The sequence below is a fragment of the Stackebrandtia sp. genome, assembly GCF_035643755.1.
Taxonomy (GTDB): Bacteria; Actinomycetota; Actinomycetes; order Mycobacteriales; family Micromonosporaceae; genus Stackebrandtia.
In genome coordinates, this window is sequence record NZ_DASQPW010000103.1 from 18,490 (window position 1) to 41,102 (window position 22,613).

Here is a 22,613-nt window from a genome sequence, read left to right on the forward strand (position 1 = left end):
GCGGACGCACCGTGGATCGTTTCGCCAGGCCACGCTCGGTATTTCGGACGTCACAGAATGGCGCCGGGGCGGTAGTTCGCCGCGCGGGGGTGCCGCGCCACGACCTGTTCGACGCGCGCGATCACGGCCCGCACCTGGGCCTCGGCGGCCCCGGTGAACGTCAGCGGCGCGTCCAGCAGCGCGCCGAGCTCGGCACGCCCGAGCCGCAGCCGGGGGTCGGCGGCCAGCCGATCCAGCAGGTCGTTGTCGGCGGTTCCCTTGTCCCGCATGTCAAGCGCGACCGCCACGGCGTGCTCCTTTATCGCCTCGTGTGCGGTCTCACGCCCCACGCCCTTGCGGACGGCGGCCAGCAGGATCTTGGTGCTGGCCAAGAACGGCAGGTACCGGTCGAGCTCGCGCGCGATCACCGCCGGGTAGGCGCCGAATCCGTCCAGCACGGTGAGGAAGGTCTGGTAGAGCCCGTCGATGGCGAAGAAGGCGTCGGGCAGCGCCACCCGCCGCACCACCGAACACGACACGTCGCCCTCGTTCCACTGTGCGCCGGCCAGCTCGCCCACCATGGACGCGTAGCCCCGCACCACCACGGCCAGCCCGTTCACCCGTTCGGCGGAACGCGTGTTCATCTTGTGCGGCATGGCCGACGACCCCACCTGCCCGGCGGCGAACCCCTCGGTCACCAGCTCGGCCCCGGCCATCAACCGGATCGACGTCGCCAGCGACGACGGCCCCGCCGCGGCGTTCACCAGGCTCGACACCACGTCGAAGTCCAGCGACCGCGGATACACCTGCCCCACCGAATCCAGCACCCGCTCGAACCCCAGGTGCCGCGCCACCGCGGCCTCCAGCCGCGCCAGCTTCTCGGCGTCCCCGCCGAACAGGTCGAGCTGGTCGGCCGCCGTACCCACGGGCCCCTTGATGCCCCGCATCGGATACCGCGCCAACACGTCCTCGACCCGCCCCAGCGCCTGCAGCAGCTCCTCGGCCGCCGACGCGAACCGCTTCCCCAGCGTGGTGGCCTGCGCGGGCACATTGTGCGACCGCCCCGCCATCGCCAGCCCCACATACTCCCCGGCCCGCCCCGCCAACCGCGCGGCCGCGGCCACCATCCGGTCCCGGGTCAGCGCCAGCGAATCCCGGATCTGCACCTGCTCGACGTTCTCGGTGAGATCCCGGCTCGTCATCCCCTTGTGGACATGCTCGTGCCCGGCCAGCGCGCTGAACTCCTCGATCCGCGCCTTGACGTCGTGCAACGTCACCCGCTCCCGCTCGGCGATCGACGCCAGGTCCACCCGGTCGACGACGGCCTCGTAGTCGGCGATCACCCCGTCGGGCACGGCGACCCCCAGCTCGGCCTGGGCCTTCAACACCGCCACCCACAACAACCGCTCGGCCCGCACCTTGGCGGCCGGGTCCCACAGGGCCTTCATCTCGTCGGAGGCGTAACGCTGCGCCAGCACGTCGGCAATCACCAGGTCATTGTCCATCAACCCTCGCGACACGACCGCACGGCCGAACCGCCTTGAGACATCCGTCAACACCTCTGTATCCTCCTTCGCGGAGGATTCGCCTAGTGGCCTATGGCGCTCGCTTGGAAAGCGGGTTGGGTGCAAGCCCTCAGGGGTTCGAATCCCCTATCCTCCGCCAGCAAGGCAAATGACAACGCCGGAGCGTCGCATCGCGACGCTCCGGCGTCTTGCTGAGGGCCCCGTTTTTCCCTATTCCGATTGGGGACCAGGCAATGCCCGTTCGGTACGCCGGGGCGGCACGGATCGGGGGCCTGGCGCTGTTTTGGGGCTCCAGCTTCCTGTGGATCAAGCTGGGGCTGCGGGGTTTCTCGCCCGTCCAGATCACGGCCCTTCGCCTGTTGCTGGGTGCGGCGGTGTTGCTGGCGATCCTGCGGTGGCGCGGCCTCCGCTTGCCAAGCGGCACAAGGCTGTGGACCCATCTCGCGGTCGCGGCGCTGTTCGGCAACGCGACCCCGTATCTGCTGTTCGGGATCGCCGAGCGGCAGGTCTCGTCGTCCACGGCGGGCGTGATCAACGCGAGCGCCCCGTTGTGGACCGTGCTGTTCACCGTGGCCGCCTACCGGAGCGGACGGACGGTGCGGCGCAACGCCTGGAGTCTCGGCCTGGGCTTCCTGGGCGTTGTGCTCATCTTCTCGCCGTGGAGGCTCGGGACCGAGCTGATGAGTGGGGGCGGGGCCGCCTGTCTCGGGGCGGCGGTGTCGTACGGCATCAGCTACGTCTACATCGGGCACTTCCTGGCCAGGCGCGAGCTCGGCGCCCTTCCCATGGCCGCCGGACAGTTGGTGTGCGCCACGGCAATGGTGGCCGCGGCCGTTCCGTTCCTGGGCCTGCGGACGCCCCACTGGCGCGCCGACTCCCTGGTGGCGATACTGATTCTGGGAGTCCTGGGAACGGGTATCACGTATCTGTTGAACTATCGCGTCATCGCGGACGACGGACCGACCGCGGCGTCCATCGTGGTCTATCTGCTGCCCGTGGTGTCCGTCCTGCTCGGCGTCCTGGTGCTGGGCGAGGCCCTTCGCCCGCAGGTGGTCGGTGGCATGGTGCTCGTCCTGGTCGCGGCGCGGTTGCGGCGCACCGGATGAGCCGGGGCCGCGTTCAGCGGCGGTCGGCCGCGACCAGCCAGGCGGGGGCGCCGTGGGGGTGGAAGCGGGTGTCGACGCGGTCGGGGGCGATGGACGCGAGGGTCCAGGCCGTTGACGGGGTGAAGGCCGCCTCGAGGTCGGCGCGGGAGACCGGGTGGGGGCCGAGGTCGTCGCCGGTGTCGCTGAAGCACAGGATGTGCAGGGCGGATCCGGGGGCGGTGACCGCGGCCAGGCTGGCGAGGTAGCGGGGGCGTTCGGCGGCGTCGAGGGTGTGGAACAGTCCACAGTCGAGGACGGTGTCGAAGGTGCGGCCCAGGCGATCCAGGGCGAGGGCGTCGGCGGTGGCGAACTCCGCGGACAGGCCGCGCTCGGCGGCCTTGGCGCGGGCCTGGGACAGCGCCGTGTCGGCGACGTCGACGCCGAGCACCGACAACCCCAGGGCGGCAAGGTGAAGCGCGTTCTCGCCGCTGCCGCAACCGACGTCGAGCACGGCGCCGGTGATGCCGCCCGCGGCGGCCAGGCGGGCGATGGCGGGTTGGGGGCGCTCGATGTCCCAGGGCGCGGGGCCGTCGTGATACGAAGCGTCCCAGGGCAAGCCGGTCATGCGTTCGTGGCTGGTGGGCGCGCGTCCGTCGAAGGGGTCGATGGGTGTGGGTTCGTGTGGCATGGCTGGTCCCCTTTCGGGGGTCATTGTGCCAGTGCCCGCAGCAGTTTTGGGGACAGCAGCAGATCCCGCGCGGTGGCCGCGCCGGCGACCATGTCGAAGTAGATGGACGTGAGCTCGGCGTCGCTTTGCACCGCCCGCAACAGCTTCAGGCGTTGCAGGCTGGGCTCGGCGAGTTTGGCGACGTCGAGGGTGGCGTCGTAGCCGTGGGAGACGGCGGCGTCGCGCTCGGCGGCGTAGCGGCCCAGCGAGGCGTCGAGCTCGGCCGGGTTGCCGGTCAGCGTGGCGCTCACCTGATCCACCAGCGCCTCGGACTGCGCGAAGGCGTCGCTGATGCCGCGCGCCGTGATGGAGTCCTTGTGGTGGCCGGCATCGCCGACCAGGGCCCAGCCCGGGCCCCAGGCCTGGCGGGAGAAGTTCTGTTGGTCGCCGGTGCCCCGCAGCCGCTCGACGCGGCGCTTGCCCTGGAGGCGCCCGTACAGGTCGGGCGCGGTGTCGCGCACCTGCTCCAGGTGGCAGCGCAGCGCGTCGGCGCGCACCTCCTCGAAGCGGTCCTGCGGGAAGTAGGTCAGCACCAGGGTGGCGCCGTCGTTGGTGGCCACCGCCGCCACCCAGCTTCCGGGCTTCTCGTAGAGCTCGAGGGTGGCGGGAACGTCGGCCCAGTAGGAGTAGTAGGCGCAGGTGAGCTTCTCGTCCTTGACGGTGTACGGCGCGTCGACGAGACGCGCCACGGACGAGCGCATGCCGTCGGCGCCGATCACCAGGCGGGCGCGCTCCGAGAAGGTCCGCCCGTCGTGGCGGCCCTCCACGCCCGCGACGCGGCCGTCGTCGTCGTACAGCAGCCCGGTGACCCGGCAGCCCTCCCGCAGCTCGGCGCCGGCGGCGGCCGCGGCCCCGACCAGGATGGCGTCGAGGACGTGGCGGCGCGGCGCGTAACCGGAGCGCTGCCCCTCGACGCCGCGGGCGCAGCCCTCGACGCGGATGTCGGAGACCTCGTAGCGGGCGCGATCCAATGGCGGGCAACCGGAGTCGCGCACGGCGTCCAGCAGGCCCCAGCGCTGTAGGGCGGCGATCCCGGGCTGATGGATCAGGTGCGTCGACAGGGTGTCGGAGGGAAAGAAGGACTTGTCGAGCAACAGGACGCGGTGTCCCGCACGGGCGAGCAACATGGCGGTGGGGGCACCGGCGCATCTGGCGCCGACCACAATGGCATCGAGCATGGGGGATCCTCACGACAAGACAGGGGCAACGGGGGCGGGCGCTCTTAAACGAGTCCGGGCGAGCTCGTCGAGCAGGGCGTGGCGGTCGATCTTGCCGTTGGAGTTGAGCGGAAGCTGGTCCATCACGCTGATCCGACGCGGCAGCATGTACGGCGGCAGCCGGTCGGTGAGCGTGGAGTACAGCTCCTCGGGGTCACAATCCCCTCCGCTGACCACCGCGGCCAGTTCGGTCTGGTCGCCGGCGGCGGACACCGCGAGCACGGTGGCGTCGCGCACGCCGGGCAGCCCGCGCAACACCGCCTCGATCTCGCCGGGTTCGATCCGGTGTCCGTTGATCTTCACCTGGTGATCGATGCGCCCCAGGTGAAGCAGGATGCCGTCCCGCAGCGCCACGCGGTCGCCGGTGCGGTACCAGCGGCCGGAGGTGTGGGTGGGGTTCGGGTTCGGGTCGAAGTCGGCGGGCAGCAGCCGTCCGGCGTCGTTGTCCGGGTCGAGGTATCCCGGGAAGCACTGTGGACCTCGCACGCACAGCTCCCCGTTGTCGGACGGGTTGTCCTCCTCGTCCAGCAGCACGTACTCCAGGTTGGGGTGGCAGGTGCCGATGGGCGCCATGCCGTTGGGGGTGTCGGGCCAGTCGTCCAGATCGGACGGCAGGGTGTGGCCGGTGCACGAGACGGTGACCTCGGTCGGTCCGTAGAGGATGTCGACGCGGCCGTCGGCGGCGGCCGCCGCCCACTGCCGGGCCGCCTCCAGCGGCACCGCCTCGCCGCCGAAGATGCTCCACTGAAGTCCCGGCATGCTCTTGGGCTCCAACGTTCCCAGCCGCAGCGCGAAGGAGATCAGCGACGGCACCGAGAACCAGTGGGACAGCCGCAGGGCGTTGACGGCCTTCACCGGCGACAGCAGTTGGCCCCGGGTGGGCACCACCAGGGTGCCGCCGGCCGACCAGGTGACGAACAGGTCGTGCACCGAGCCGTCGAAGGTGAGGTCGAAGGCCCCCGAGACCCGGCTGTGCGGGCCGATCCCGTGGCGCGACTCCATCTGGTCCAGATAGGACGCGAGGTTGCCCTGGGTGATCGGCACGCCCTTGGGCGCACCGGTCGAGCCGGACGTGAAGATGATGTACGCCAGGTCCCCGTCGTCTTGCTCCACATCGGGCGGTGGCTCGAGGTCGGCGCCGTCGTCGGCGTCGGCCACCACCTCGATCGCCCCGTGGTCGCGGCCGGAGTGCTCGGCGTCGGTGAGCACCACGTCGATGCCGGCGGCGTCGACGATGCCGCGAATCCGCGCGGCCGGATGCTCCGGGCTGAGCGGCACCACGGCCGCCCCGGCGCGCAGGATCCCGAGGTAACCGGCGTAGGCGGCCACGGATCGGTTGGCCAGCAGGCCGACCCGGCCGGGCGGCCGGTCGCCGCCGGCAGCGCGCAGCCGCGCGGCGATCCGCGCGGACCTCTCGCGCAGTCGCGCGTAGGTCAGGCACTCCCCGCCCACCTCCAGCGCGTGAACCTCCGGGTGCTCCTCGGCGGATCGATGGAAGCGGGCATAGGCATGCGGTGACGCGTTCATCGCGCCGCCGCCTCGAGTTCTCGGGCCCAGTCCCGCAGTTCGCCGACGGTGCGGACCCGGTCGAACGCCTCGGGCTCCACCTCGTGCCCGGTCACCTTCTGGAGCTCGACGATGAGCTCCAGCTTGGCCAGCGAGTCGATGCCGATCTCGGCCAGCGTGGAGTCGGTGTCGAAGCTGGTGCGGGCGCGCTGGCGCAGAATCCGGGCCGCGAGGTCCTCGTCCGATTCGGACTCGGTCTCCTCCGGCCAGAACCGCTTGGTCTGCCAGCGGTAGCCGGGCAGCGGGATGTAGCGCCCGGCGCCGCCGAACAGCTCCTCCCAGTCGACCGTCTTGCCCTTGCGGTAGAGCGCGGCGGTCACGGTGAGGTCCCGGTAGTCCATCGGTTCGCTGGCGCCGGTGAGCAGGCGGACCATCTCCTCGTGGGTGGAGGCGATGAACGCCTTGCGGTGCTTGAGATGCTGGCGACGCATGGCCGCGCTGCGGCAGATCTCCCACAGTGGATATTCGGACCCGGCACCGTCGGCGCCGAGGTATTGGGCGTACGCGCCGATCATCTCCTCCAGCGCCTCGGGGGTGTGGCCGGAGAGGGCCAGCAGGCACGGCCTGTCCGGTTCCTCCTGGGGCTCTTGCGGTCCCCGGCCGGGGATCCGCTGCCACACCCAGGCCAGGCGGCCGCTTTGCGGCTCGGACACCATCGCGGCGTCCTCCTCGACCACCTGTCGCAGCACCACATGCGCGTTGAAGGCGGAGGCGCCCTGGCCCGAGACCCCGGCGATGGCGGGGCGGTCGAGCTCGGGTAGGTCGATGCGCTTCACCGGGATCTCGACCGGCAGGTCGTCCCAGTTGACATCGGGGTTGGGGTTGGCGGCATGCAGGCTCGCCGGGATCTGGCCGTGTTCCAGGCACAGCACGGCCTTGATCAGACCGACGAGGCTCCCGGCCGCCTCCGAATGCCCCACATTGGACTTCACGGAGCCGACCAGCAGCGGTCTGTCCGGCGGCCGCCCCTCGCCGAGCACCTGGCCCAGTGCGTTGAGCTCCAACGGATCCAGCAGGGGCGATCCCGAGCCGTGCGCCTCGACGTAGTCGACCTCGCCGGGGTCGATGTCGGCGTCCTCGTACGCCCACCTCAGCACGTCGACCTGACCGTCCAATGAGGGGTTCAGGATGGTCTCGCCGCTGCGGCCGTCGTTGCCGACGGCGCTGCCGGCGATCACGGCGCGCACCCGGTCGCCGTCGGCGATGGCGTCCTCCAGCGGTTTCAGGACGACGACGGCGATCCCGTCGCTGGGCGCGTGTCCGTCGGCGTCCGCGCCGCCGAACTTGCTGCGCCCGTCCCCCGACAGCGTCCCGGCCTGCGACATCATGACGCTCTCGTCGGGGCGCAGCGCGAGGTTGGCGCCCGCGGCGATCGCCACGGGAACCTCGCCGGCGCGCAGGCTCTGCACCGCGTGGTGAACGGCCACAAGGGACGACGAGCAGGCGGTGTCCACCAGGACGCTGGGGCCGCGCAGGTCGAAGAAGTGCGACACCCGGGCGGGGATCATCGGCCGGAGGTTGTGGAACTGGGAGGCGGTCGCCGACTCCAACCCACGCCGGAAGGCGTTCTCCAGGTGGTCGGCCCGGGTGTTGCCGACGAAGACGCCGGTTCGGCTGCCCGCCAACACGCTCGGCGGCTGCCCGGCGTCCTCCAGGGCCTCCCAGGTGGCCATCAGCAGCTGGCGCTGCTGCGGGTCGAGCTCGGTCGCCTCGGCCTCGGACAGGTCGAAGAACGTGGCGTCGAACTCGGCCATGCCCTCCAGGTACCCCGCGCGGCGCGAGATCATCTTGCCGGCGGCGGGTTTCTTCGAGTGGACGGCGTCCACGTCGTACCGCTCGGGCGGCGTCACGCTCGTGGCGTCCACTTCGCCGCACAGCAGTTCCCACAGCTCGTCCGGCCCGGTGGCGCCCGGAATGCGGCATGCCATGCCCACAATGGCTATTGCCCTTGCATCCGCAATCCGTCTGTGCATCGGATCTTTGGCCCGCCGCTGCATATCAGGTCACTCCTTTGGTGGAACAGTGGAAGTAGCTGGCCGCCCGCTGGCTCGAGCGGCCGGCCTAGCGCCGTCTGCTGGACAGGAATCGGCACCCGACCGCGTGCTGGCGGTGTGGTGACGGGATTCCCGATGACGGCGACCGAGTAGGTCTTCCCCCCCGACTTGTGGAGCGTCCGCGCGGTAGGTCGGCGGAACCGTGTGCCCCAGTACGCACCCATGGGTTGTGCCCGAAACGATCAAGAAGATGGCGGTGCTGCTGTGATGCCCCTGAGCGACGCGCCGAGAGCAGACCGAAGCTGGTCAAGGTCAGCATGGTGGCTCCTGTGATGTCGGGCTTATGGGTGCGGCGTCGTATTCTCTCCTTCACTGTATAAGAACAATGCGAATTGGGATAGATGCGCGACGCCGTTTTTCTTGCGCCGGAACATTCTCCGAAACGCCCTTATGGACGGTGAATGAAGATCACTTGTGGCCGAACGCCCTGGTAACGGATTATGGATCTTCGATAAGTTACCCGGCGTACGCCGTTTGACCAGCTCCCACAGTTGCTGGCGCACCAGCTCGGTGAAATCACTAGGAACGTTGTTGCGCACCGTGAATCGCTGACTCACGTCCACTCCGGGGGTCAGCAGGGTGCCCAGGTTGTCGGCCTGGAAAACCACCTCGGTGGTCTCGGCCCCGGTGAAGAAGGTGACCGACAGCTTCTTGAAGTGCGCGGTGAACTCTCCCGTGGACCAGAACTCGATCTCTTGGTAGAACGGCATGTGGGAACCGGGATAGGTTCCGTCGACCAGCTTTCCGCCCTGCAACTGAAAACCCGCCGCCTCGATGGCGCGCAGCGCCTCGGCCTGCACGGGCAGCGGCTCGACGGTGAGGGCGTCGTGGTCGGTCTTGTCGAAGGCCCTGGACAGGGCCAGCTCGGTGGCCACCCCGAGTTCCATGCCGGTGATCGGGCGGCCGCCCATCGCGGTCAGCGGGGTCTCCCACGGAATCGTGACGGTGAAAGGGATCGCGTGGCTGCCGCCGGCCGCGAGCCGGAACGGGCCGCACACCTGTGCCTGGAAGAAACCGGTGGGCACCAGGCGTTCGGACTCGCGCTGGGCCCGCAGCACCCCGGCCGCCAGGTCCAGCTCGATGCGCTGCACCTCCAGATCGACGTCGCCGCCGGTGAACCGCACCTCGCCCGCCAGCGTTCCGCCGGGGGTGATGCCGGGTTGGGCCAGGACGGTGTTCACCGAAACTCCGGCGCCCGCGATTTCCTTGAGAATACGCAAGACCACGGGGTGAAACCTTTCTCGAACGCGATGGGTGACACCAGGGTAATCGGGTGACGCATCCGTCCGGGTACACATCTGTGACCGATATCCGATTGATCTTGAGGTCGATCGATGGTTGAGTAGTGGTGGTATCCACGCCGGAGGGATATGACTACCCGGTGCGAGGCTCCAGTTCACGCACCAGGGTCGGGCCGCGTCCCGGCTGCGGGGGAGCCGGGCCGCGGCAAATCCGCCGTCCACTTGGTGACGGTGAGTGACGCGCTAGTGTGCACAGAGATCTCTGCATTGAGATATTGATCTCTGGCTATTAGGAGTACTGGCGTCATGGCCGAACCGGTTTACGACCGCAAAGACCAGCTCAAACAAATCGAGGACCTCCTGCTGGACGGCGAGCAGGTCATCGCCGTCTACGACGCCGTCGGCGTCGGCACCGGGTTCATCGGCGTGACCAACCGCCGCGTCATCCTGAAGGACAAGTCCTTCGTCGGCAAGAAGGTCGCCCTGACCTCGATCCCCTTCAACCGGATCTCGGCGGTCAGCATCGTGGCCAACCGCTCCTTCGCCGGTCAGTGGTTCTCGTCCGGGGAGATGGCGCTGCACGTGGGAACCCAGGTCTACGAGATCGAGTTCCGCGGCGACAAGAAGACCCACCACGTGCACCAGCTCATCATGTTCTACATCGGGCAGAAGTAGGTTCTCAGCTCCGATTCGGGGGACGCCAGATCACCAGGGCCGTCTCGCGGCTGAGGTGTTCCTTGCGGGACAACCGGAACGGGCCCATCGCGGCCTCGAGTTCGGCGCGCTCGGCGCGCATCTCCTCCACGTGGGACATCAGCTCCGTGAGCTGAACGCGCATCGTCGACAGCTGGTTCTCCAGCTGCATGATGCGCTTGATGCCGGCCAGGTTGACGCCGTCCTCCTGGCTGAGGCGCTGGATCTCGCGCAGCTGCGCGACGTCGCGGACGCTGTAGCGCCGCCCGCCGCCAGCGGTGCGCGACGGCTGCACCAGGCCGAGCCGGTCGTACTGGCGCAGGGTCTGCGGGTGCATGCCCGCCATCTCCGCCGCGACGGAGATCACGATCACCTTGGCGTCCATGGCCGCGTCGGTCATGGGCGGTTGTGCCGCACCGCGGTGTTCACGATCAACCACTGCGGTCCCACCTCCCGGCGTTCACGGTACGAAGTGAACGAACCTCGCACACTCTCATTTCTGTCCTTAGCTTCGCGGACCGGTGTCGCGGCCGTCAACCCTTATGGGGCGACGATTCCACGGCCCGATCGATCTGGCGGCGCGGCGCGGGCGGCGCCGCGGCGGCGTACTGCTCGAGGGCCTCGCGGGCTGCCTCCGGCAGGTCCTTCGGGACGTCGATGTCCACGGTGACAAGGAGATCGCCCGAGCCCTTGGCGCGCGGCACCCCGCGCCCGCGCACCCGCAGCGTCCGTCCGCTGGGCGTCCCCGCCGGAACCCGCAGGGTCACCGGGTCGCCGAGGGTCGGAATCCGCAGGGTGGTGCCCAGCCCGGCCTCGGCGATCGAGATCGGCACGCTCAGCACGAGGTTGTCGCCGTCGCGGGTGAACAGCGGGTGGGGACGCACCGACACCAGGACGTACAGGTCCCCCGACGGCCCGCCGCGCTCGCCCGGCTCGCCGCGACCGGCCAGCCGGATGCGCTGGCCGTCCTTGACGCCGGAGGGAATCCGCACCGTCATGGTGCGGGTCTTGGTGACCCCGCCGGTGCCGTGGCATTCGGGGCACTTGTCGGTGACGATGTTGCCCACGCCGTCGCAGTCCCGGCACGGCTCCGACAGGCTGAAGCTGCCCTGGTTGACGGTGCGCATCCCCGAGCCGTTGCACGACGGACAGGTCGTCGGCGACGTGCCCGGGCGGGCCCCGTTGCCGTGGCACGTGTCGCACATCCCCGGGGAGCGCAGCTTGAGCGGCAGCGTGATCCCGCCGACCGCGTCGGCGAACTCCAGCTCCACATTGGTCTCGACGTCGCGGCCCTTGACGGGACCGCGGCGGCGCCCGCCCCCGAAGAAGTTGCCGAACAGGTCGCCCAGGCCGCCGTTGCCCCCGCCGAAGCCGCCGGAGCGGGCCTGGGCCATCAGGTCCTCGAAGTCGAAGGAACCGTCGCCGCCCATGCGCGATGCCCGGCGGAACGCGCCCGCGCCCATCAGGGAGCGGACCTCGTCGTATTCCTTGCGCTGCTTCTCATCCGACAGCACCGCGTTGGCCTCGGAGACCTGCTTGAAGCGCTCCTCGGCCTCGGGGTTGTTCGGGTTGTGGTCCGGATGGAGATCCCGTGCCAGCTGGCGATAGGCCTTCTTGATATCGGATTGGGGGGCGTCAGCGGGGACCCCCAGGACCTGGTAGAAGTCCTTTTCCATCCAATCGCGGGATACCATGACGCCTCCCCCTCTCCATTGTGATTATTTGTCGTCGCCGGCCGCGTCTTCGCGCGGCCTCGGTCTAGGGGACGGTTTGCGCTTCGGCTTCGGGGCCTCGGCCGCCTTGCCGTCCTTCTTCTTGTCCTTGCCCTTGTCGGACTCCGCCTTCTCGGGCTCGTCCGCCTCGGACTCCTTTGGCTCGTCGGCCTTGACAGCCTTGTCGGACTCGACAGACGCGTCGGCGTCCGCCGTCGCCTCGGGTTTGTCGTCGGCTTCGTCGTCCGCCTCGGCCTCGTCGGTTTCCTTGGCGTCCTTGTCCTCCGCCTCGTCCTTCGGGGACTCGGCGTCGTCGGGGGACTCCTCGGCGTCGGTCGCCTCGACGGTCTCCTCCTCCTCGGCGACGACCTCGGACTCCACCACCGCGGGCTCGGGCTCGGGTTCGACCTCGACGTCGGCGGGCTCGGCCACCGCGACCATCGCGGGACGCAGCAGCCGCTCGCCGATCCGATAGCCGCGCCGCATCACGTCGATGCAGGACGGTTCGGTCACGTCGGCGGAGTGCATGTGCGCCACGGCCTCGTGCACCATCGGGTCGAAGACGTCGCCCTTCTCGCCGAACACCTCGAGGCCCAGCTTGACCAGCGAGTTGATCAGCTGCTCGGCGACCGTCGCGAACGGACCTTCCAGGTCCCCGTGTTCGCGGGCCCGGTCGATGTCGTCCAGCACCGGCAGCAGACCGGCCAACACGGCGCCGGTCACCTGCTCCGAGGCCAGCTGACGATCACGCTCCACGCGCTTGCGGTAGTTGTGGTACTCGGCGGTGATGCGCTGCAGGTCGGCGGTGCGCTCGGCCAACTGCGTGGCCACGTCACCCTTCGGCTCGGCATCACCCGGTTTGTCGGGCGGCTCGTCGACCGGCGACGCCGGGGCGGACGCGGAGTCCGCCCCCTTGGCGTCGGCGGCATCCGTCGGCTCGGCCCCGTCGTCGGCAGGCGGATTGTCGGTGGTCACTTCTTGTCGTCCTCGTCGACGATCTCGGCGTCCACCACGTCCTCACCGTTGTCGCCGGCGGGCTTGTCACCGGAGGCACCGGCCGCACCCGCACCGGCGGCACCGGCGGCGCCCTCGGCACCCTCCTGCTCCTGCTGCGACGCGTACATCGCCGCACCGGCCTCTTGCGAGACCTTGATGAGCTCGTCGGTGGATTCCTTGATCTTGTCCAGGTCGGTGCCGCCCAGCGCGGTCTTCAGCTCGGACAGCTTCGACTCGATCTCGGTCTTGGAGTTCTCCGGAAGCTTGTCGCCGGACTCGGCCAGCAGCTTCTCGGTCTGGTACACCCAGGTCTCGCCGAGGTTGCGGATCTCCGCCTCCTCCTTGCGCTTGCGGTCGTCGTCCGCGTGCTCCTGGGCCTCGCGCATCATCTTCTCGATGTCCTCCTTCGGCAGCGAGGAACCGCCGGTGATGGTCATCGACTGCGCCTTGTTGGTGGCGGTGTCCTTGGCCGACACGTTGACGATGCCGTTGGCGTCGATGTCGAAGGTGACCTCCACCTTCGGCACGCCACGCGGGGCCGGAGGCAGCCCGGTCAGCTCGAAGGTGCCGAGCTTCTTGTTGTAGGCGGCGATCTCGCGCTCGCCCTGGAACACCTGGATCAGCACGGATGGCTGGTTGTCGTCGGCCGTGGTGAAGGTCTCCGAGCGCTTGGTCGGGATCGTGGTGTTGCGCTCGATCAGCTTGGTGAAGATGCCGCCCTTGGTCTCGATGCCGAGGCTCAGCGGGGTGACGTCCAGCAGCAGGACGTCCTTGACCTCGCCCTTGAGCACACCGGCCTGCAGCGCGGCGCCGACGGCCACGACCTCGTCGGGGTTGACGCCCTTGTGCGGGTCGCGCCCGATGAACTCGCTGACCATCTGGCTGATGGCGGGCATCCGGGTGGAGCCGCCGACCATGATCACGTGGTCGATCTCGCCGACCTGGATGCCGGCGTCCTTCATGGCCTGCTCGAAGGGCTTGCGGCAGCGGTCGCGCAGGTCCGTGGTCATCTTCTCGAACTCGGCGCGCGAGAGGTTCATGTCCAGGTGGAGCGGGCCGTCGGCGCCGGCGGTGATGTACGGAAGGTTGATGGACGTCTGGGTCGCGGCCGACAGCTCGATCTTGGCCTTCTCGGCGGCCTCCTTGAGGCGCTGCAGGGCCATCTTGTCCTTGGACAGGTCGACGCCGTGCTGGCCGTTGAAGGTCTTGACCATGTGGTCGATGAGGCGCTGGTCCCAGTCGTCGCCGCCCAGGTGGTTGTCGCCGTTGGTGGCCTTCACCTGGATGACGCCGTCGGCGATCTCCAGAAGGGACACATCGAAGGTGCCGCCGCCCAGGTCGAAGACCAGGATGGTCTGTTCCTTGTCGCCCTTGTCGAGGCCGTAGGCCAGGGCCGCGGCGGTCGGCTCGTTGATGATGCGCAGCACGTTGAAGCCGGCGATCTCCCCGGCCTCCTTGGTGGCGGTGCGCTCGGCGTCGTTGAAGTACGCCGGAACCGTGATGACCGCGTCGGTGATGGTCTCACCCAGGTACGCCTCGGCGTCCCGCTTCAGCTTCATGAGCGTGCGGGCGCTGATCTCCTGGGCGGTGTAGTGCTTGCCGTCGATGTCGACCGACCAGTCGGAGCCCATGTGGCGCTTGACCGATCGGATGGTGCGGTCGGGGTTGGTCACGGCCTGACGCTTGGCGACCTCTCCGACCAGGACCTCGCCGTTCTTGGCGAAGGCCACGATGGACGGAGTGGTGCGTGAACCCTCCGCGTTGGTGATTACCGTGGGCTCGCCGCCCTCCAGGACGCTCACGCAGGAGTTCGTCGTCCCGAGGTCGATGCCGACCGCACGTGCCATGTGTTGCTCCCCCAGATTGAGTGGATGCCGGATGTGTGAAGACTGCCGGACCGCCCGAGGTTGAGCGGACCGGACTCAATGTTGCGTCGGGGTCCCCCGATTGTCAAGTCGGATTGAGTCACATCGGCTCAAGACCGCGGTACCCGATCCCCAAGATCGTGACGTGCGCCCTGGCCTTACCCTTGTGCGGTAATCGGGTAAGTCTCCCGGGAAGTGGTGAGCGGGTAATGCCGGCGATCGTGGTTGTTGGTGCCCAGTGGGGCGACGAGGGCAAGGGCAAGGTCGCCGACCTGCTCGGCGGGCGGATGGACTATGTCGTCCGCTACCAGGGGGGAAACAACGCGGGGCACACCGTGGTGACCCCCTCCGGCGAGAAGTTCGCGATCCACCTGACGCCGGTGGGCGTCCTGACCCCCGGCTGCGTCCCGATCATCGGCAACGGCGTGGTCGTGGACCCCAAGTTCCTGCTGCACGAGCTCGACGGGCTGTCCGAGCGCGGCGTCGACGTGTCGAAGCTGCTGGTGTCCTCCGACGCCCACCTGGTGATGCCGCACCACCGCGCGCTCGACCGGGTGGTGGAGCGCTACCTGGGTTCGGCGCGGATCGGCACCACCGGGCGCGGCATCGGCCCCGCCTACGGCGACAAGGTCGGCCGGGTCGGCATCCGGGTCCAGGACCTGCTCGACCCGGGCATCCTGCGCCAGAAGCTCGACATGGTGCTGCGCGAGAAGAACCAGGTGCTGGTCAAGGTCTACAACCGCAAGGCCATCGACGCGGCGGCCGTGGTGGAGGAGTACCTCGGCTACGCCGAGCGGATCGCGCCGTACATCGCCGACACCCGGCTCGAGCTCGACAAGGCCCTGACCCGCGGCGACAACGTGCTGCTGGAGGGCGCCCAGGCCACCATGCTGGACGTCGACCACGGCACCTACCCGTTCGTCACCTCATCCAACCCGACCACCGGCGGCGCCTGCGTCGGCGCCGGGATCCCGCCCACCCGCATCGACCGGGTCATCGGGATCATCAAGGCGTACACCACCCGGGTGGGTTCGGGCCCGTTCCCGACGGAGCTGTTCGACGACAACGGCGCGCACCTGCTGAAGGTGGGCGGCGAGTACGGCGTCACCACCGGGCGCGAGCGCCGCTGCGGCTGGTTCGACGCGGTGATCGGCCGCTACTCGGTGCGGGTCAACGGAATCACTGATTTGTTCCTCACCAAGGCCGACGTGCTGTCCGGGCTGCCGCGGGTGCCGATCTGCGTCGGCTACGAGATCGACGGCGAGCGGTTCGACGAGATGCCGATGTCGCAGACCGGCCTGCACCACGCCACGCCGATCTACGAGTACCAGGACGGTTGGTGGGAGGACATTTCCGAGTGCCGCGACTTCTCCGACCTGCCGAAGAACGCGCAGTCGTACATCGAGCGGCTCGAGGAATTGTGCGGCGCCCGGGTCAGCGTCGTGGGCGTCGGACCGGGCCGCGACCAGAACATCATCAGGCACGAACTGCTGTGAGCCTCGGGTAGCACTGGCGCGGTAGCGAAAGCCCACGCGCTCCGGTCATACTGTGTGAGCGGCGTTGGTGCGAGGCACAGCCCGCACCCGCAGGCGAGACCGATACATAACAGGAGACAAGTCGATGGGGCGCACGCTCGGGCCGTTCACCGACGTGTCGACGGCGCGTGTCGACGGTGCCTACGAGATATATCAGGGCAACGACGACGACGGCCGCGAGGTCGAGATCCTGACGCTGGGCGCGGCCTCCTCCAAGGACCCGGCCCGGCGCGCCCTGCTGTCCGACACGGTCGCCTGGGCGCACGCCACCCGGGGCCCGGCCGACGCGCCGATCCTGTCGGCGGACCTGGAATCCGAGCAGCCGTACGTGGTGACGGTGCGGCAGGCGGGCCTGCGCGGCGTGGAACGCATGCTGGAACGGATGCTGGCGATGGGGCCGCGCACCGGCCCGCTGCCGGTGGTCAACGGCCCCCACACCACGCAGCTGCCCGCGGTGGGCACCGCCACCGGGCACATCCCGGTGTTGAGCGGGCACACCGATCCGCGCGGCATCCCGCCGGTGGTGTCGACGCCGCCGTCCGGTTCGCCCGTGGCGCCGGCCTCGCCGATGTCGTCGTACGTGACGCGCGCCCAGCGCAGCCGCCCGCCGTGGCTGGTTCCGGTGGTGCTGGTGCTGGCGGTGCTGATCCTCGGCACCGGCGGTTTCCTTGTGTACAACGGGTTCTCCGGCGACTCGGGCGACGGCTCCGCCGACGGCGACCACGGCCAGACCCAGTCCGACAGCCAGCCGGAAGGCAGCGGGCAACCCAGCGGCGACCTTCCCCAGTGGAGCAGCGCCACCCAGTCCACCTCGGCCGGGCCGAAGACCTTCACCTCCGCCGACGGCAAGGTGAACGCCGAACCGGGCTGGCCGATCGCGTTCAAGATCCCCGACCAGATGGCCTGCGACTTCAACCCCAACCTCGAGGCCACCTGCCACGGCGGCTCCCCCGACATGCCGTCGGTGACGATCGCGGTCACGAAGTGCCCCGGCGACTGCGCCGCCAAGGACCGCAAGAACGTCAAGGACGGCTGGGACTTCCCGAGCCCCACGAACGTCGACAAGTTCACCGTGCTGAGCACGCTGGACGACACTTCCAAGACCACGGTGCAGCTGGGCCGGATCTTCCATCCGCCGTTCAACGGCGAGACCCTCGGCGCCAAGCTGGTCCTCACGGTCACCGCGAAGGGCCCGACCACGGCCGAGGACAACGCCCAGCGGATCGTCAACGATCTACTGACGCAGACGCCGGTTCCCTAGAACGCGCAGAACGCGACGGTGGCGTCGTCGTGGACCTTGCCGCGCGGCCACTTGGCGCAGTCGGCGTCGGACTCCTCCACGGCGCGGGTCAGCGCGATGACCTCCTCGGGCCCGGCCTGATCGGCCAGGTCCAGAAACTGGGTCCAGTTGAGCTGCCCGAACACGTCGACCAGCCGCGTGGCGCCGTCGGACGCCAGGATCGCCCGCCGCACCCGGTCGTGGCCGAGGTGCCCGGTCATGGCGCGGTAGGCGGCCTGGGGGTCGGCGGCGGCGATCGGGAAGCCGTCGGCGTGGTTGCGCATGCTGTTGAGGTGGCGCATCCGGGCCCGGGTGGCCTCGGCCGCCTCGGGGGTGCCGGGGGCGGGGTCCTGCGGCGAGGGGTACGTGACGCGAGCGACGCGGTCGTCGGTGACGACGATCGGCTCGGGGCTGCCGTCGTCGAGGGCCAGGGTGGAGTCGCTGAGCACCAGGTATTCGACGTAGTGCTGGTTCTCCCGCAGGATCACCACGGTGGACGCGGGGGTCGCCGGGTGGCTCAGGTCGCAGCGTCCGCCGTGCGCGGTGGCGGTCTCGGCGATGGCGGTGGCCAGGGCGTCGTCCAGCGGTGTGGCGGGGTCGCCGCCGCCCCGCAGCAGCGCGGTGCCCAGGGTCTTGACGTACCAGGGCAGGCCGTGCACGCAGTGCCGGTCGGTCTCGCCGGCGATCGCGTCGGGCTCCCCGCAGCCGTCCAGGACCACGACCATGCGGGGTCCCGAACCCAGCCAGTCCTCGTTGTCCTTGAAGGGTCGCGTCGGGGTGGATACGCCGGTGACTTTCACGCTGTTGAGTCTGACACGCCGACGCAGGTGGACGCGTTGGCGATTGCCGGTGACACTGGTTTCTATGTCACTGCCAGCGCCGGTCCTCGATCTCGCCGCCACCGTCATCCCCGACGCCGAGGGGCGGGGTGACCTGGCCTTCGCCTACGCCTTCGGCGCACCCATCTCGGGTTTCGGCCGCGACGCCGAGATCGGGCTGGCCTGCGTGTGGAACGACCCCACTGTGCCCGATCGGGCACCCAGTGACGCCGAACATCTGACCCAGAACCGTTTCGACGCCATGCTGAGGGAACTCGCCACAGTGGACGAGATGTCGGACGTGGCGGCCCTGCCGCTCACCCACATCGCCAACTTCGCCTACGGTGTCCTGCTGTCGGACGACGCGGGCGCGGGCACCGTGGCGCGCGGCATGGTGTGGGACTTCCCACCCGCCCTGGAGACCTTCGCCGTCCAGGTCCTCAAGACCGACCGCGCCGAGCTCCCCGCCCGCCTGGCCGCCGCCGACGACCCCTGGGAGCGCGCCGACCTGCTGTCGGGCGCCGTGAGCCGCGCCTACGTGGCCTGGTTCGCCATGCACGAGCGCTACTTCCCGGGCCGCCCCCGCCGCCGCGAATACGCCGACCACTTCGGTTTCGACGCGGCCGTGCCGAATCTGGAGGCCGAGATCTGGACCGCCGCCGACGCCGCGTCCGCCCGCGACCGCTACGTCGCCTTCGCCGACCGTGTTCTCGCAGATGACTGATACCCGGTTGCAGGTCCCCAAACCCGCCCGATAACATTGCGCGGTCTACTCAACAGGCGCCGTTAGCTCAACGGATAGAGCATCTGACTACGGATCAGAAGGTTGGGGGTTCGAATCCCTCACGGCGCGCGAGATCGCTGGGCGCAGTGTGTTTTCGTTCCGAAAACCGCTGCGCTCTCGCTATTTTTGCGGCCCTTCGGGCCGCGGATTGGGGGAGCTTCGCTCCACCCAAACCCCCTCAGGTGGGATACCCATTTAGGACAGTACCGCCACGATGATGGTCCCCCAGATGGTGAGCAGGGTGTTGGCGATGGCGTACGGGACGGTGTAACCCAGCACCGGGATCTGGCTTTCGGCTCGGTCGGTGATGGCGCCGATGGCCGCCGTGGTGGTGTTGGATCCCGCGATCGCGCCCAGCAGGATCGGGGTCGGGAACCTGAAGACGTAGCGGCCCAGATAGAGGCAGACGATCATCGGCGTCAGGGTGACGATCAGGCCCGCGACGACCAGGGTCAGGCCCTCGGCCCGCAGCCCCGAGATGAACGACGGCCCCGCCGTGATGCCGACGATGCCCACGAACAAGCACAGGCCGCCCTGGCTCATCAGCCAGTTGGCGGCGGGCGGGAAGCGGCCGAAGGTGGGGGACTTGGCGCGCAGCCAGCCGAAGACCAGCCCGAGGATGAGCGCGCCGCCCGAGGTGGTCAGGCCGATGTCGGCGCCCGCCACGGCGATGGTGGGAACGCCGATCAGGCCGCCGACGACGATGCCGAACGCGATGTAGGACATGTCGGTGGAGTCGCTGGATCGGTTGGGGTAGCCGAGTTGTCTGATCGCCGCCTCGACGTGTTCCTTGCCGCCCTGGATGGTGATCTCGTCGCCGCGGTGGATCGGGGTGGAGTCGCTCCAGGGCAGGGCGTGGCCGCCGCGCACCAGCTTGTTGACGAACACCTTGGGGGCGTTGGTGGCGAAGGCATCCCCGATGGACGTGCCGACGAGCTTCTTGTTGGTGATGACGATCGACAGGGTCTCGACCTCGTAGGTGAGCAGCCCGGGGTCGTCCACCTCGATGGCCTCGGGTTCGATGACGCCGAGGGCCACCAGGTCGCCGCGGCGGGCCGCCACCGTCACGACGTCCCCGTTGCGGATCACGGTGTCGGGCTTGGCGGGCAGCAGTGCGTCGCCGCGCCGCAGGTCGTGGAAGACCATGCGGTGGCCCGCCTCGCGGGCGCTCGACTCCAGGTCGGCGACGTCGCGGCCCACCGCGACCCCGCCGTCGATGCGGTAGGTGCGGCGCACCACCGAGTAGTACGCGGGTGAGACATCGGTCTCCTCGGCGACGCCGAGGCTGCGCTCCAGATCGTGGGCGCTGGCCTTGAGGTCCTTGGTGCCGACCATGCGGGGCGCGATGGACGACAGGAAGTATGCGGCCGCGGCCGTCCCGAACAGGTAACACACGGCGTAGCCCACCGCGATCTGCGACTGGTACTCCTTCACCGCGTGCGCCGAGACGTGCGGCAGGCCCGAGATCGCCGTGCCCGCGACGCCGATCACGGACGACTGGGTGAGGCCGCCCGCCAAAAGGCCCGCGCCCCAACCGGGGCCGTAGCCCAGGAGCTTGGACAGCACGATCACCACGCCCAGTCCGACGACGCAGGAGATCACCGCCATCAGCAGTTGCTTGAGGCCGTCACCCTTCAGGCCCGCGAAGAACTGCGGGCCCACGTTGTAGCCCAGGGCGAACAGGAACGCCACGAAGGCCACGGTCTTGACGAGGTCGGGGATCGCGACGTCGGCGATCAGCCCGACCAGCACGCCCGCCAGGAGGGTGCCCGTCACGGCCCCCAGGGTCAGGGACTTGTAGCGGAGCTTTCCGATGAAGAAGCCGATGGCCAGGGCCAGAAAGATCGCCAGCTCGGCGTGGGCATGGAGCGTGTCGGTGAACCATTTCCACATGCGCTCCCCCTCGTCACCCACCACTGTGGGGGAACCTATCGGAGTGAGGGGACCTCTACCACCAATTCAGTGACATAATGTGAGTGAAAATCTCCAAGGAATACTCCTGTGCAACTCTCACATGCAAGACTGACCTAACGCCACGGCGAGACTGCTGATAATCTGGCGCGCGTGTAGATCCTAAGCGCGCCAAAGGCTCGAGTGGAACGGCCTGGTGGATGCCGAAACACGCGCCGGTACAACCCCGCTGGCGCACGATGCGAGGACGCCGATGTCTGAACCCCCATCGCCTAACCCGCGCCCGGTTTACCGGGACAGCGTGCAGGCATCTCCCGCCGCGAGGCAGGAGGGTAATTTGCGGTCCCGTCTGCTGTGGATCGCCCTGGTTCCCGCGTTGGTCGTGTTCGTCGCGGGTGGTGGCGCCATCGCCTACATTCTCGCCGCGAAACTCACGTTGCGGGACAGCCAAACCCTGATCGCGATCGGCGCCGCGATCGTGGTGTCGATCGTCGCGATCGCGGTGGCGATCAGCCGGGCCAACGCCACGGCCGACGCCAACCGGGAGCGGGTCGACGCACTGCGCACCGCGCTTCCCCGTAATCCCGAGGACATCCAGATCCTCGTCGACCAGTGGCAGCGCGGCGAGCGCCCGGTCTCCTTGGGCGCCTTGCTTCCCCCGGCCCGCCAGGACGGCCTGGAGATCCTGGCCTCCGACCTGGACCGTTTCCGGCAGGTGGCCACGGCCGCGGTGACCCGGATGACGCCGATGTCCACTGGGGAGGTCAGTCCCGACCAGCGGGTCGGCGTGTTCGTCAACCTGGCCCGGCGCCTGCAATCCCTGGTGCACCGCGAGATCAAGCTGCTGGACGAGCTTGAGTCGCAAGTGGAGGACCCGGACCTGCTCAAGGGCCTGTTCGCCGTCGACCACCTGGCGACCCGGATCCGCCGTCACGCCGAGAACCTCGCGGTCCTGGGCGGCGCGGTGTCGCGTCGGCAGTGGAGCCGCCCCGTCAACATCTACGCGGTGCTGCGCTCGGCCGTCGCCGAGGTCGAGCAGTACTCGCGGGTCAAGCTGGTGCGCCCCATCGACGGCAACCTTCAGGGTTTCGCCGTGGCGGACGTGATCCACCTGGTGGCCGAGCTGGTGGAGAACGCCACGCGCTTCTCGCCGCCGCGCACCCAGGTGCTGCTGCGGGTGCAGCAGGTGACCGCCGGTCTGGCCGTCGAGGTGGAGGACCGCGGACTGGGTCTGCCCCGCGAGGAGCAGAACCGGATCAACGCCATGCTGTCCGAGCCCGACCAGATCGACATCGCCGAGCTGCTCAACGACGGCCGCATCGGCCTGTTCGTGGTGTCCACCCTGGCGCGCCGGCACGGCATCGCCGTCCAGCTGCAGACCAACATCTACGGCGGGACCCAGGCGGTCCTGGTGTTGCCGTACGCCCTGCTGGGCAACGACTCCGACAACACCGAGGTGCACCAGACGGTTCCGCTGGAGGCGCGCGAGATCGAGGTCGAGCCGCAGCAACCGGCGCAGCCGGCGGCGCTGGAGCAGCGGCCCGCGGAGATCGACGCGCAGGCCAGCCCGATGCCCACCCGGGTACCGGCCCCCGAGCCGACCGCCCCGCCGGCCCCGATGCCGC

At 69.3% G+C, this 22,613-nt stretch carries 18 protein-coding genes and 2 tRNA genes; 8 read left to right on the plus strand and 12 right to left on the minus strand.

The features are described 5' to 3' along the window. Positions 1–50: 50 nt before the first annotated feature. Entirely contained in the window at positions 51–1,484 is a 1,434-nt protein-coding gene (gene purB, locus VE172_RS07935; protein WP_349258297.1) for an adenylosuccinate lyase, read from the minus strand. A 72-nt stretch (positions 1,485–1,556) separates the two neighbouring features. Here purB and VE172_RS07940 point away from each other — a divergent pair. Then, positions 1,557–1,644: transfer RNA gene (locus tag VE172_RS07940), tRNA-Ser, on the plus strand. 94 nt (positions 1,645–1,738) lie between these two features. After that, positions 1,739–2,611, plus strand: a complete 873-nt coding sequence (locus VE172_RS07945) for a DMT family transporter (protein ID WP_324799570.1) — start codon at positions 1,739–1,741, stop codon at positions 2,609–2,611. 13 nt (positions 2,612–2,624) lie between these two features. Here the strand turns inward: VE172_RS07945 and VE172_RS07950 are convergent, their stop codons facing one another. The 5 genes from VE172_RS07950 to VE172_RS07970 all read right to left on the minus strand — a co-directional run bounded on the left by VE172_RS07950 (position 2,625) and on the right by VE172_RS07970 (position 9,380). Continuing rightward, positions 2,625–3,215, minus strand: a complete 591-nt coding sequence (locus tag VE172_RS07950) for a class I SAM-dependent methyltransferase (protein WP_349258298.1) — start codon at positions 3,213–3,215, stop codon at positions 2,625–2,627. Between the two features lie 83 nt (positions 3,216–3,298). Further along, complete coding sequence (locus tag VE172_RS07955) at positions 3,299–4,495, minus strand: FAD-dependent oxidoreductase (protein WP_324799577.1); 1,197 nt, start codon at positions 4,493–4,495, stop codon at positions 3,299–3,301. Between the two features lie 9 nt (positions 4,496–4,504). Further along, positions 4,505–6,061 carry an amino acid adenylation domain-containing protein gene (locus VE172_RS07960; protein ID WP_324799580.1) on the minus strand — a complete coding sequence of 519 codons (1,557 nt, stop codon included), beginning with the start codon at positions 6,059–6,061 and terminating at the stop codon, positions 4,505–4,507. Beyond that, entirely contained in the window at positions 6,058–8,097 is a 2,040-nt protein-coding gene (locus tag VE172_RS07965) for a beta-ketoacyl synthase N-terminal-like domain-containing protein (protein ID WP_324799583.1), read from the minus strand. The genes VE172_RS07960 and VE172_RS07965 overlap by 4 nt, the downstream gene beginning before the upstream one ends. A gap of 338 nt (positions 8,098–8,435) precedes the next feature. After that, positions 8,436–9,380 carry a sporulation protein gene (locus tag VE172_RS07970; protein WP_324799586.1) on the minus strand — a complete coding sequence of 315 codons (945 nt, stop codon included), beginning with the start codon at positions 9,378–9,380 and terminating at the stop codon, positions 8,436–8,438. A gap of 321 nt (positions 9,381–9,701) precedes the next feature. Here VE172_RS07970 and VE172_RS07975 point away from each other — a divergent pair, with 321 nt between their 5' ends. Continuing rightward, complete coding sequence (locus VE172_RS07975; RefSeq protein WP_324799588.1) at positions 9,702–10,070, plus strand: PH domain-containing protein; 369 nt, start codon at positions 9,702–9,704, stop codon at positions 10,068–10,070. Positions 10,071–10,074: 4 nt separating this feature from the next. Here the strand turns inward: VE172_RS07975 and VE172_RS07980 are convergent, their stop codons facing one another. From VE172_RS07980 to dnaK, 4 genes are all read right to left on the minus strand, one after another. Beyond that, on the minus strand, positions 10,075–10,488 hold the full coding sequence (locus VE172_RS07980) for a heat shock protein transcriptional repressor HspR (RefSeq protein WP_324799590.1): 414 nt from the start codon (positions 10,486–10,488) through the stop codon (positions 10,075–10,077). A gap of 133 nt (positions 10,489–10,621) precedes the next feature. Continuing rightward, on the minus strand, positions 10,622–11,782 hold the full coding sequence (gene dnaJ, locus VE172_RS07985; RefSeq protein WP_324799593.1) for a molecular chaperone DnaJ: 1,161 nt from the start codon (positions 11,780–11,782) through the stop codon (positions 10,622–10,624). Positions 11,783–11,806: 24 nt separating this feature from the next. After that, on the minus strand, positions 11,807–12,775 hold the full coding sequence (gene grpE, locus VE172_RS25675) for a nucleotide exchange factor GrpE (protein ID WP_324799596.1): 969 nt from the start codon (positions 12,773–12,775) through the stop codon (positions 11,807–11,809). Beyond that, positions 12,772–14,643, minus strand: coding sequence for a molecular chaperone DnaK (gene dnaK, locus VE172_RS07995; protein ID WP_324799598.1), 1,872 nt, complete (start codon positions 14,641–14,643; stop codon positions 12,772–12,774). The genes grpE and dnaK overlap by 4 nt, the downstream gene beginning before the upstream one ends. A gap of 227 nt (positions 14,644–14,870) precedes the next feature. Here dnaK and VE172_RS08000 point away from each other — a divergent pair, with 227 nt between their 5' ends. Beyond that, positions 14,871–16,157: an adenylosuccinate synthase gene (locus VE172_RS08000; protein WP_324799600.1), complete on the plus strand. Its 1,287-nt coding sequence runs from the start codon at positions 14,871–14,873 to the stop codon at positions 16,155–16,157. 124 nt (positions 16,158–16,281) lie between these two features. After that, positions 16,282–17,457: a hypothetical protein gene (locus tag VE172_RS08005; RefSeq protein ID WP_324799603.1), complete on the plus strand. Its 1,176-nt coding sequence runs from the start codon at positions 16,282–16,284 to the stop codon at positions 17,455–17,457. On the opposite strand, the gene VE172_RS08010 is transcribed toward VE172_RS08005, so the two are convergent. Beyond that, entirely contained in the window at positions 17,454–18,275 is an 822-nt protein-coding gene (locus VE172_RS08010) for a hypothetical protein (RefSeq protein ID WP_324799605.1), read from the minus strand. The two genes, VE172_RS08005 and VE172_RS08010, sit on opposite strands and share 4 nt — an antisense overlap. A gap of 64 nt (positions 18,276–18,339) precedes the next feature. On the opposite strand from VE172_RS08010, the gene VE172_RS08015 reads away from it, so the two are divergent. Together VE172_RS08015 and VE172_RS08020 are read left to right on the plus strand one after the other, a co-directional pair. Beyond that, positions 18,340–19,017 carry a hypothetical protein gene (locus VE172_RS08015; protein WP_324799607.1) on the plus strand — a complete coding sequence of 226 codons (678 nt, stop codon included), beginning with the start codon at positions 18,340–18,342 and terminating at the stop codon, positions 19,015–19,017. A gap of 56 nt (positions 19,018–19,073) precedes the next feature. Continuing rightward, a tRNA-Arg gene (locus tag VE172_RS08020) sits at positions 19,074–19,146 on the plus strand. A 126-nt stretch (positions 19,147–19,272) separates the two neighbouring features. Here the strand turns inward: VE172_RS08020 and aspT are convergent. Next, the gene (gene aspT, locus VE172_RS08025) at positions 19,273–20,994 is read right to left on the minus strand and encodes an aspartate-alanine antiporter (protein ID WP_324799609.1); all 1,722 of its coding nucleotides are present in this window, start codon (positions 20,992–20,994) and stop codon (positions 19,273–19,275) included. 331 nt (positions 20,995–21,325) lie between these two features. Between aspT and VE172_RS08030 the strand changes: the two genes are divergently transcribed. Continuing rightward, a partial coding sequence (locus VE172_RS08030; RefSeq protein WP_324799612.1) for a sensor histidine kinase occupies positions 21,326–22,613 on the plus strand: 1,288 nt, incomplete at its 3' end.

Coding starts and splice junctions, on each gene's coding strand:
- purB (WP_349258297.1), bottom strand. CDS start 1,484: ATGGACAATGACCTGGTGATTGCCGACGTGCTGGCGCAGCGTTACGCC.
- VE172_RS07945 (WP_324799570.1), top strand. CDS start 1,739: ATGCCCGTTCGGTACGCCGGGGCGGCACGGATCGGGGGCCTGGCGCTG.
- VE172_RS07950 (WP_349258298.1), bottom strand. CDS start 3,215: ATGACCGGCTTGCCCTGGGACGCTTCGTATCACGACGGCCCCGCGCCC.
- VE172_RS07955 (WP_324799577.1), bottom strand. CDS start 4,495: ATGCTCGATGCCATTGTGGTCGGCGCCAGATGCGCCGGTGCCCCCACC.
- VE172_RS07960 (WP_324799580.1), bottom strand. CDS start 6,061: ATGAACGCGTCACCGCATGCCTATGCCCGCTTCCATCGATCCGCCGAG.
- VE172_RS07965 (WP_324799583.1), bottom strand. CDS start 8,097: ATGCAGCGGCGGGCCAAAGATCCGATGCACAGACGGATTGCGGATGCA.
- VE172_RS07975 (WP_324799588.1), top strand. CDS start 9,702: ATGGCCGAACCGGTTTACGACCGCAAAGACCAGCTCAAACAAATCGAG.
- VE172_RS07980 (WP_324799590.1), bottom strand. CDS start 10,488: ATGACCGACGCGGCCATGGACGCCAAGGTGATCGTGATCTCCGTCGCG.
- dnaJ (WP_324799593.1), bottom strand. CDS start 11,782: ATGGTATCCCGCGATTGGATGGAAAAGGACTTCTACCAGGTCCTGGGG.
- dnaK (WP_324799598.1), bottom strand. CDS start 14,643: ATGGCACGTGCGGTCGGCATCGACCTCGGGACGACGAACTCCTGCGTG.
- VE172_RS08000 (WP_324799600.1), top strand. CDS start 14,871: ATGCCGGCGATCGTGGTTGTTGGTGCCCAGTGGGGCGACGAGGGCAAG.
- VE172_RS08005 (WP_324799603.1), top strand. CDS start 16,282: ATGGGGCGCACGCTCGGGCCGTTCACCGACGTGTCGACGGCGCGTGTC.
- VE172_RS08015 (WP_324799607.1), top strand. CDS start 18,340: ATGTCACTGCCAGCGCCGGTCCTCGATCTCGCCGCCACCGTCATCCCC.